The organism is Halomonas sp. BC04, from assembly GCF_000568385.1.
The window spans coordinates 1-10,453 of the sequence record NZ_AZQX01000349.1; the positions used below are offsets into that span (position 1 = coordinate 1).

The window sequence follows — 10,453 nt, forward strand, 5'->3', positions numbered from 1 at the left end:
CCCGACCGTCATCGCCGGCGATGTGGTCAGCCTACAGATACCCTGGATGCCCCTGCTGGGACTCGACCTGGCGCTGCGAATCGACGGCCTGACGCTGCTGTTCGCCTTGCTGATCCTGGGTATCGGTAGCCTGATCCTGCTGTATGCCGGGTATTACCTGAGTGCTGCCGAGGACGACGGTCGCTTTCTCTCCTACATGATGCTGTTCATGACGGCCATGCTGGGGATTGCCATGGCCGACAACCTGCTGCTCCTGTGGCTGTTCTGGGAGCTGACCAGTATCTCCTCGTTCCTGTTGATCGGCTTCTGGGGCCATCGCAGCGACGCCCGACGCGGTGCACGCATGGCGCTCACCGTCACCGGCGCCGGGGGGCTGGCACTGCTGGCCGGCATTCTGCTGATCGGCCAGGCCGTCGGCAGCTTTGCCATGGGTGACGTCCTGGCTGCTGGCGACGTGATACGCGCCTCGGCCCACTATCCGCTCATCCTGGTGCTGGTACTCTTCGGCGCCTTCACCAAGTCGGCCCAGTTCCCGTTCCACTTCTGGCTGCCCCATGCCATGGCGGCACCGACGCCGGTATCGGCCTTCCTGCATTCGGCCACCATGGTCAAGGCCGGCGTCTTCCTGATGGCGCGGCTAAACCCGGCGCTGGGGGACACTGCGCTGTGGGCCGTTGCGCTATCCCTGGTGGGCCTCGCCACCATGCTCTATGCCGCCTGGTTTGCCCTGCTCGAGCGCGACCTGAAGGGCATCCTGGCATTCTCCACGGTCAGCCACCTGGGCCTGATCACCCTGCTGCTGGGGCTGGGCAGTCCGCTGGCCATCGTGGCCGCCGTGTTTCACATTCTCAACCACGCCACCTTCAAGGCGGCGCTGTTCATGATGGTCGGCATCATCGATCATGAGACCGGCACCCGGGATATCGATCGACTGGGCGCCCTGTGGTCGATGATGCCGCTGACCGGCACCATGACGATCCTCGCGGGATCCGCCATGGCCGGCTTTCCCCCCTTCAACGGCTTCCTCTCCAAGGAGATGCTGTTCGAACAGAGCCTGATCAATAGCCTGCTCGGCGCACTCAGCGTGGTCATCCCGCTGCTGGTGGTAGTCGCCGCCATGCTCTCGGTCGCCTATTCGCTGCGGCTGATCTATAGCCTCTTCTTCGCCGAGCCGAAGCTTACCCGCGAGCAGAAGTCCCAGCCGCCGATCAAGGCCCACGACCCGGCGCACGGCATGCTGGCGCCGGGACTGTTCCTGGCCGCCGTCAGCCTGCTGGTGGGCCTGTTCCCCATGACGCTGGCCGCCCCCCTGGTCAATGCAGCGAGCCTGGCGGTCCAGGGCGAGACGACGCCGATATTCACCCTGGCGCTGTGGCATGGCATCAACGCGCCCCTGCTGATGAGCCTTGCCGCGGTGGCAGGCGGCATCCTGGTACTTCGCCACCAGCGCTACTTTGCCGGCATTGCGGCACTCTTCCCCTCCCGTGACGCAGGCTCATCTTCGAGGCCGCCATACAGCGCGCCATCAAGGTTACCCTTTGGCTGACCCTTCGCCTGGAGAACGGCTCGCTGCAGCGCTACCAGGCCCTGCTGATTCTCTGCGCCCTGGTCATGACCGCAATCGGCCTGACCCGGCTAGAGTCCCTCACCGGCGAGCTGGGCCTGCAGCCACTGGACGGCATGATGATCCTGGGTGCCGGCCTGATGATCTTCGGCGCCATCGGCAGCGCCTGAGCCATCGCTGGCGGCTGGTCTCACTGCTCATGCTCTCGGTGGTGGGTCTCGCCGTCTCGCTGACCTTCGTGCGTTTTTCCGCCCCGGACCTGGCACTGACCCAGCTGTCGGTGGAAGTCGCCTCGATGATCCTGATGATCCTGGCACTGTTCTTCCTGCCCCAGCGCCCTCCCCTGCTTGTCTCGGGAAGACGGATCCTGCGCGACCTGATCCTTGCCGCCTCCCTGGGCGTGGTGGTGGCAATGCTCAACTATGCCCTGCTCACCCGCGAGACACTGACCATCGCCGACTACTTCCTGCGTGAAAGCCTGCCTGGCGGCGGCGGAACCAACGTGGTCAACGTCATCCTGGTGGATTTCCGCGGCTTCGATACCCTGGGCGAGATCACCGTGCTGACCCTGGCCGGCCTGGCCACCTTCAAGCTGCTCAACCGCATGCGACTGTTCATGCCCTCGGGCAACCTGGAAGGCATCCGCTGGTCGCAGCACCGCTATCCGATGATCCTGGCGGTAGTGGCGCAGATACTACTGCCGCTGGCACTGCTGGTATCGGTCTATATCTTCCTGCGCGGCCACAACCAGCCCGGCGGTGGTTTCATTGCCGGCCTGATCACCTCCGTGGCCTGATCCTGCAGTACATGGCCCGCGGGCATGACTGGACACGGCAGCGCCTGCCGGTCTCCTATCCGGTGGTGGCGGTATCCGGCCTGGCCATTGCCGTGGCCACGGGGCTTGGCAGCTGGCTATTCGGCTACCCCTTCCTGACCTCGGCATTCGGCCATTTCCATATCCCGCTGATCGGCGAGATCGAACTGGCCTCGGCCATGCTCTTCGATCTGGGGGTCTACCTGGCGGTGGTCGGCGCCACCCTGATGATCCTTATCAACCTGGGCCGGGTCACCACCGTGCACCGCCCGACGCTGGAGGAACGCTGATGGAAGCCCTCTTCTCGCTGGTGGTCGGCGTGCTCTCTGCCAGCGGTCTCTATCTACTGCTGCGGGGCCGCACCTTCCCCGTCATCGTCGGCCTGGCCCTGCTCGGCTACGCCGTCAACCTCTTCCTGTTTTCCACGGGAGGGCTCAACACCCATGCGGCAGCCGTCATCGGCGAATCGCTCTCACCCACCGATCCCCTGCCCCAGGCCCTGGTACTGACCGCCATCGTCATCGGCTTCGCCATGACCGCCTTCGTGGTGATCCTGGCCATTCGCGCCCGCAGTGAGCTGGGCAGCGACCATGTGGATGGTCAACAGGGTGAAGAGGGAGATGTGCGCCGATGAACCAGCACCTCATCATTCTCCCCATCCTGCTGCCAATGATGGGAGCACTGGCACTCCTGCTGATGGGCAAGGCGAGCTTTACCACCCATCGCCGCATCAGCGTGTCGCTTACCGCGGCCCTGGTCGTGGTCAGTTTGCTGCTGCTGAGCCGTGCCGCCAGTGGCGAATTGACCTTCTACAGCCTGGGCAATTGGCAGGCGCCCTTCGGCATCGTACTGATGCTCGACCGGCTCTCGGCCTGATGCTGACGCTCACCGCCGTGCTGGCCCTGGGCTGCATCCTCTTCGCCAGCGCCGGTGACGACACCAAGGGCAGCAACTTTCACGGTCTCTTCCAGCTCCAGCTGGTGGGCCTGAACGGCGCCTTCCTCACCGGTGACCTGTTCAATCTCTTCGTCTTCTTCGAGATCCTGCTGCTGGCCTCCTACGCGCTGTTGATGCATGGCGGCGGCAAGGCCCGGGTGGGCGCCGGCCTCCACTATGTGATCCTCAACGTGGCCGGCTCGGCGCTGTTCATCATTGCGCTGGGTGTGCTGTACGGCGCCACTGGCACCTTGAACATGGCCGACATGGCGCGCCGTGTTGCCGCCATGTCCGGCGACCAGGCGGCCCTGGTCACCGCCGGCGCCCTGCTGCTGGTGGTGGTCTTCAGCCTCAAGGCGGCGCTGCTGCCGCTCTATTTCTGGCTGCCGCGCACCTATTCGGCGGCACCCGCCCCGGTCGCGGCGCTGTTCGCCATCATGACCAAGGTGGGGCTGTACGCCATCCTGCGCGTGCAGACGATGATCTTCGTCGACAGCCCCGCGGCAGGCGGCATTACCGCCTGGCTGTGGTGGTCGGGCCTGGCCACCATCGTACTGGCGGCAATCGGCGTGCTCGCCGCCCGCGACATGCGCCCCCTGATCGCCTACCTGGTGCTCGTCTCGGTAGGCACCCTGCTGGCCGGGGCGGCTCTGGGCACGACAGCGGCAACCACTGCCCTGCTCTACTACCTGCCGCATACCACCCTGATCTGCGGCGCCCTGTTCCTGATCGCCGAAATGATCGGGCAGCAGCGTGGCAAGGCGGGCACCCGCCTGGTTCGTGCCCGTCGCCTGCATCAGCCCCACCTGCTTGGCGGCCTGTTCCTGGTGGCCGCCGTTGCGGTCGCCGGACTACCGCCGCTTGCTGGCGCGCTGGGCAAGCTGCTGCTGATGCAGGCCGCTGAAGGCAGCGCACGACTCTGGCTGTGGCCGCTACTGCTTCTGGCCGGGCTGTGTGCCCTGATCGCCATGTCCCGGGCAGGTTCGGTCTTCTTCTGGGCCAGCTACAAGGGAGCGGTCGACACCGGCAGGATCAGTCGGGCCCAATTGGCCGGCGTGGCATGGCTACTGGCCAGCGCTCCGCTGCTGGTCATTTTCGGCGGGCCAGTGAACGCCTATACCCAGGCGACGGCCGAACAGCTGGCCAATCCCCAGGAGCCGATTCGCCAGCTGCTGGGAGACGCGCCTGGGCAGCAGATCGTGCAGTTCCAGAACATCACCGGAGACGCGCCATGAGAGCAATGGGACGCTACCTGCCCACCCCCACCCTCTCGCTGGTCTTGCTGGTGGTATGGCTGCTGATGGTGCGCAGCATCGAACCCGGCCAGCTGGTGCTGGGCGCCTTCCTGGCCGTGGGGATCCCTCTGCTGACACAGGGCTTCTGGGAGCCCCTGCCCCGGGTGAAGCATCCCATCAAGCTGGCCTGGTTCGTCATCATCGTCATGTGGGATATCGTCAAGGCCAACGTACACGTCAGCCTGCTGATACTCCTGCCTCGGCGGGAGCCACACCCAGGCTTCGTCGAATACCCGCTCGAGGTCAAGGACCGACTGGTCATCACGTTATTGGCCAATACCATCACCATGACGCCAGGCACCGTATCCACCAATATCCGCCTGGATGGCTCGTCCCTGCTGATCCATGTACTGGACATGGACGAGGAGCAGGAGCTGGTACGCGAGATCCGCGAACGCTATGAACGGCCGCTAAAGGAGATCTTCGAATGCTAGATACTGCCCTGCTGATCGGCCTGACGCTGATCGTGCTGGCCATGGCGATGAACGTCTACCGGCTGGCCATCGGCCCTGACATCCCGGATCGCCTGCTGGCGCTGGATACCCTGTACGTGAACTCCATCGCGCTGATCGTCATGCTGGGACTCTGGCTCAATACCAAGACCTACTTCGAGGCGGCGATACTGATCGCCATGCTCGGCTTCGTCAGCACCATGGCCATCTGTCGCTACCTGCTGCGCGGCGACATCATCGAATGAGGAAGACGCCATGACCTTCTACGTCATCGCCGAAGGCGTGATCGCCTTCCTGCTGGTCGCCGGTGGGATCTTCGCCTTCACCGGCTCGCTGGGCATGCTGCAGTTCAAGGACTTCTTCATGCGACTGCACGGTCCCACCAAGGGGACGACCCTGGGAATCGGCTGCATCCTGATCGCCTCGATGCTCTACTTCACCATCACCCAGCGCGAGCTTCACGTCCAGGAGCTGCTGATCACCCTGTTCCTGTTCATCACGGCGCCGGTGACCGGCCACATGCTGGCCAAGACCGGCCTGCACATGCACCTGCGATTCATCACCGGCACCCGGGGTTCGGTGCCCGAATTCCGCGACGAGGACGTCGGCCAGAGTCGCGTTGCGCGCCCAGCGCGAGCCAAGCACCCGTGGAAGTATCGCAAGGCCAAGCGTTCACGCATGCGCCGCTGAGCCACTGTTGCGCAAGACATCAACAAAGAGGGCTGCCTGTTGGCAGCCCTCTTTGTTGTTCGCCAACGAATTGGCCAAGTGAAAACCGCCCTCAGCACCAGCCTGAGAGTTCGCGTCGAATGACCGCGATCAGCGCGGCGATATGGTCGTCGCGGTCGTTCAGGCACGGGATATAGGTGAACCGTTCGCCACCGGCGTCGAGAAAGCTCTCCTTGATCTCCTCCTCGATCTCCTCGAGGGTCTCCACGCAGTCGGCGGAAAAGGCGGGGGAAACCACCGCGATGTGCTTGTGGCCCCGGCGGGCCAGTTCGGCCACATGTTCCACGGTGGCCGGCCCCACCCACTCCTCCGGACCAAACTTCGATTGGAAAGCGGTGACGATAGCATCGTCGGGCCAGCCCAGGCGCTCCTTGAGCAGCCGCGTGGTCTTCTGGCACTGGCAATGGTAGGGGTCCCCCTCCATCAGATAGCGCTTCGGCACACCATGATAGGAAGCCACGAGCACCTCGGGACGGCTCTCGGCGACAGCGTAGGCCTCTTCCACCGAAGCCGCGAGGGCGTCGAGATAGGCCGGCTCGTCGAAATAGGCCGGTACGGTGCGAAATGCCGGCTGCCACTTGAGCTTCATCAGCGTACGAAAGGCCTGATCGTTGGCCGTGGCGGTGGTCGGCGAGGCGTACTGGGGATAGAGCGGAAAGAACAGGATGCGCTCGCAGCCCTGTGCCTGCATGCGCCGCAGCACGCTGTCGGTGGAGGGATTGCCGTAACGCATGCAGAAGTCCACCACAACCTCGTCGCCATACAATGCTTCTAGCCCCTCGGCGATCTTGTGGGTCTGCTGCCGCGTGATGGTCAGCAACGGACTTTCGTCGTTCTCGGTATTCCAGATCCCGCGATAAGCCTTGCCGGAGCTGAACGGGCGCTTGGTGAGAATGATCAGCTGCAACAGTGGCTGCCACTTCCAGTCCGGATAGTCCACCACCCGCTTGTCGGAGAGGAACTCATTGAGATAGCGCCGCATCGACCAGTAATCGGTGGCATCCGGCGTGCCCAGGTTTGCCAGCAGAATACCGATCTTGGGCTTCGCTACGGGCGGATGGTCCGCTGCCGCATGGGCCAGCCGCCCCTTGCCGGGCTGATCCTGTTCCACTCCCGCTGAGGTCATGCACGTTGCTCCTTCTGGTCGATGACGGATTCTGGTCGGTGACTCACGACAGCGGACAGTTTATCAGGCCAGACGCCCGGAAGGAGAAAAAGCTGTACTTAATTCGGATTTTGTACAGCTTGGGAGGAGCCTCCATACCAGGGAGGCGCCGAGGACAATCAGGAGACCCAATCAGAAGACCAAGGGCACTCGTGAGGTCAAGGGGTCCCGGTAGTGAGCCTCGCGGCCGATGACCTCGTCATGGGGTACATGCTGCACCAGGAAGGCACGATGAATGCCGGCCCGCTGGAGTTCCAGGTACACATCCTCCAGCGAGCGAAACACGACCGGCTTGCCGCGCCTGGTGAGCAGGTGCCGGGCACCTTCCACATCCTCCAGCTCCACCTGATAACAGTGGCTTCCGGCGTGGGTGATGACGCGGATTTCGTAGTTGTCGTGACTGGCCGCAAAGGCCTTGAGGTCGTTGAAGTCCATGGCTCCCTCCATGTAACGGACATCAAATGGCGCTAAAACAGATATGACTCGGGCACAGCATGACTGTGCCCGGTAGCATTTGCATGACAGTAGCATATTGGGAATGTGACTATCGGACAGCGGGAGGGTTCCGTGATAGGGACTAAGGCAGTCGGTATTGTGGTGGAGTCGCGACGAGGCAGTTGATCGTGCGACAGGCAGAAGGTGAAGGGCTACTGGTAATCGGAAGGGTCGATGGCCTTGGCGAGCGAGCGGCGGTCCACCCATTTTCCCGCCTTGGTCTCCTTGTAGCGAAACACCACGCGATCGCCAACGGCCACGGCAAGCTCGGGATCCTCGGTCTGATAGCTGTACGTCTCGCCCTCCACGACCAGCTGGAAACGGTAGAGGTCCGGCATTCCCAGCCACTCCTTGAAGGGCCCTTCCCGCTCCAGCGATTGGAGTTCCCCGCGCGCCTCGAGCTTCGGGGCGCGCTGCTGTTTGCCGCGTCTGAATCCGCTTGCCATGCTGCCTCCTGGTGATCTGTCGGGGGTCGGCATTATACGGTGCCCACCCACAGGCTCAAGGCCCGGGAAGACGATCAACTTCCAAAGGACTCACCGTAGGTGTCCGGGGCCAGGTCCTCGAAGCGGGTATAGCGCCCAATGAAGGCCATGTGCACCGTGCCGATGGGACCGTTACGCTGCTTGCCGATGATCAGTTCGGCGAGTCCCTGATTATCGGGGTTATCCGGATTATAGACCTCATCACGGTAGACGAAGGCGATGACGTCCGCGTCCTGCTCGATGGCGCCGGATTCACGCAGGTCCGACATCACCGGACGCTTGTTGGGACGCTGCTCCAGTGAACGGTTGAGCTGGGACAGCGCCACCACCGGGCAGCCGAACTCTTTCGCCAGGCCCTTCAAGGAGCGGGAAATTTCCGAGATCTCGCCGGTCCGGTTCTCGGAGAAGCCCGGGATCTGCATCAACTGCAGGTAGTCGATCATGACCAGCGCCATGTTGCCGTGCTCACGCACCAGCCGGCGAATCCGCGAGCGCATTTCGTTGGGCGAAAGCGCTGCGGTGTCGTCGATGAACAGCTGCTTGTCCTTGAGCAGGTTCACCGCCGACGTCAGCCGCGGCCAATCCTCGTCCTCCAGTTGACCGGTACGTACCGGGTCTGGTCGATACGCCCCAGGGACGAGAGCATGCGCAGCATCAGCGACTCGGCGGGCATCTCCATGGAGAAGACCATGACGGGCTTGTCGCTGGCGATCACCGCATGTTCGACCAGGTTCATGGCGAAAGTGGTCTTGCCCATGGAGGGGCGCCCGGCAATGATCACCAGGTCGGATGGCTGCAAGCCAGTGGTCATTTCGTCGAGGTCCCGGAAGCCGGTGGAGAGACCCGTCATCTCGCCCTGCATGTTGAACAGCTCGTCGATGCGATCCACTGCCTTGGCCAGCAGCTCGCTCATGCCGATGGGCCCGCCGGACTTGGGACGCTCCTCGCTGATCTGGAACACCAGTCGCTCGGCCTCGTCGAGCAGCTCATCGGCCGGCCTTCCCTGCGGGCTGAAGGCGCCATCGGCAATCTGACTGGCCGCCCGGATCAGCTTGCGCAGGGTGGCGCGCTCGCGAACGATATCCGCATAGGCACGAATATTGCTGGCCGACGGCGTATTGCGCGCCAGTTCGGCCAGGTAGGCGAGGCCACCGATGGTACCTAGCTGATCACGCCCTTCCAGCGCCTCTGAGAGCGTCACCACATCCAGAGGCTGGCTGGCTTCGGCCAGGCCGGTCATGGCGTTGAAGATCAAGCGATGCTCGTAGCGATAGAAGTCATCCGCCACCAGCCGTTCGGCTACGGTATCCCATGCCTGGTTATCGAGCATCAGGCCGCCCAGCACAGACTGCTCCGCCTCCAGCGAGTGGGGCGGCATCTTCAGGGCAGCGGTTTCCTGATCCAACTCGAGGGTGTCGTTCATGGCATGGCAACCTACATGGAAACGGGCCGTGCCATTCTACCCGATGGAGGTGGTCCACCCTACCTTTCGAAACGACAAAAACCGCGGCCGAAATCGGCCGCGGCAAGGATCGAAACAGCAAGCGAGCATCTGGCCCGGCCGGGGCGGGCCTGGCTTAGAACCAGACTTCGGTCTGCACACCGAAGCTCCACTGGCCGCCGGTGAAGCTGTCACTGCCGAAGGCGGAGGTCGTATCGAAATCGTTGAGTTCACTATCCCAGTCAGTGTATGAAGCGAACAGGCGAATTTCGGGACGCTGCCAGAAGCCGCCCACCTGGGGCTTGAAGGTGGGGGCGATGGTGAACTTGCCGAAGTCACCACTCACCGCGTTCAGGTCGCCGCGCCCATTGGGATCCAGGTCCATGTACTGGTAGCTGGCCTCGTACTGCATTTCGAAGTTCTGGGTGATCTCGTTGACCAGGCGCGCATTGAGTGTCAACCACTTGTAGTCGTCACCTTCGACGAAACGGTCCTTGCTCACCTCACCGAACAGCACCGGCGCAAAACGCCAGTTGGGGGCCACGTAGGTGGTGCCGTAGATGCCGAGGCGGGTGGCCTGGGCGTCGTCGGTCAACTCGCCGGTGCTGCCGAGCGCCTTGACCTCTGCACCGAGGCCTTGGCCGTGGAGCAGTGCCACCTTGTAGTTGCCTTCGCCAAGGCCGAAGAAGCTGTCGCCATGGTAGGCCACCATGGTATGGAAACCGGTGTCGGCGGCGGCCTGGCCTTCGCCGATGTCGCGCTCGTCGTTGTCGGCCGCCGACATGGCGTTGACCATCCACTGCCAGTTGGCGAAGTAGTTGTTGGCGGTGAGGACCAGGCTGTCCGTGCTGCCCTCGAGCCCCGGGTACTCGGGACGCACCGGATAGTCGCTGAAGCTGCGCCCGTAGAGCGAGAAATTGGAGCGCCAGTTGTCGGCCAACTGGACATCGTAGATACCCGCACCGGTACCGGCCAGGAAGACGAAGTCGGTGTCGAGCCAGTGGATGTCGAAGTTGTCGCGATCGAAGCGCTTGCCGGCCCAGATAGAGGCATTCTCGAAGGCCCCGGTGAAACTCG

Annotated in this window: 8 protein-coding genes and 3 pseudogenes; 6 read left to right on the forward strand and 5 right to left on the reverse strand. The window is 63.4% G+C overall.

The features are described from left to right. The 6 genes and pseudogenes from Q427_RS30605 to Q427_RS23485 all read left to right on the forward strand — a co-directional run. Nucleotides 1-2,668 (forward strand): annotated as a pseudogene (locus tag Q427_RS30605) (monovalent cation/H+ antiporter subunit A); the annotation flags it as partial. Next, nucleotides 2,668-3,012 (forward strand): Na+/H+ antiporter subunit C, encoded by a 345-nt coding sequence (locus Q427_RS23465; protein WP_043517680.1) that lies wholly within the window; start codon nt 2,668-2,670, stop codon nt 3,010-3,012. The pseudogene Q427_RS30605 and the gene Q427_RS23465, both read left to right, overlap by 1 nt. Beyond that, nucleotides 3,009-4,549, forward strand: a pseudogene (locus Q427_RS23470) (monovalent cation/H+ antiporter subunit D). The gene Q427_RS23465 and the pseudogene Q427_RS23470 overlap by 4 nt, the downstream one beginning before the upstream one ends. Then, a complete protein-coding gene (locus tag Q427_RS23475; protein ID WP_043517682.1) occupies nt 4,546-5,043 on the forward strand; it encodes a Na+/H+ antiporter subunit E in 498 nt (165 codons plus the stop codon). Before Q427_RS23470 ends, Q427_RS23475 begins: the two are co-directional and overlap by 4 nt. Continuing rightward, on the forward strand, nt 5,037-5,306 hold the full coding sequence (locus Q427_RS23480; RefSeq protein WP_043512870.1) for a K+/H+ antiporter subunit F: 270 nt from the start codon (nt 5,037-5,039) through the stop codon (nt 5,304-5,306). Before Q427_RS23475 ends, Q427_RS23480 begins: the two co-directional genes overlap by 7 nt. Nucleotides 5,307-5,316: 10 nt before the next feature. Beyond that, nucleotides 5,317-5,751, forward strand: a complete 435-nt coding sequence (locus Q427_RS23485; protein WP_043512867.1) for a Na+/H+ antiporter subunit G — start codon at nt 5,317-5,319, stop codon at nt 5,749-5,751. Nucleotides 5,752-5,842: 91 nt separating this feature from the next. Here the strand turns inward: Q427_RS23485 and hemH are convergent, their stop codons facing one another. The 5 genes and pseudogenes from hemH to Q427_RS23510 form a co-directional block, all read right to left on the reverse strand. Further along, nucleotides 5,843-6,916 (reverse strand): ferrochelatase, encoded by a 1,074-nt coding sequence (gene hemH, locus Q427_RS23490; protein ID WP_043517684.1) that lies wholly within the window; start codon nt 6,914-6,916, stop codon nt 5,843-5,845. 171 nt (nt 6,917-7,087) lie between these two features. Continuing rightward, nucleotides 7,088-7,390, reverse strand: a complete 303-nt coding sequence (locus tag Q427_RS23495) for a DUF6482 family protein (protein WP_043517686.1) — start codon at nt 7,388-7,390, stop codon at nt 7,088-7,090. Between the two features lie 212 nt (nt 7,391-7,602). Next, nucleotides 7,603-7,896, reverse strand: coding sequence for a hypothetical protein (locus Q427_RS23500; RefSeq protein WP_043512863.1), 294 nt, complete (start codon nt 7,894-7,896; stop codon nt 7,603-7,605). Nucleotides 7,897-7,970: 74 nt separating this feature from the next. Continuing rightward, a pseudogene (dnaB, locus tag Q427_RS23505) lies at nt 7,971-9,358 on the reverse strand (replicative DNA helicase). A 154-nt stretch (nt 9,359-9,512) separates the two neighbouring features. Next, nucleotides 9,513-10,453: carbohydrate porin (locus Q427_RS23510; protein WP_043517688.1), on the reverse strand; the 941-nt coding region annotated here is incomplete at its 5' end.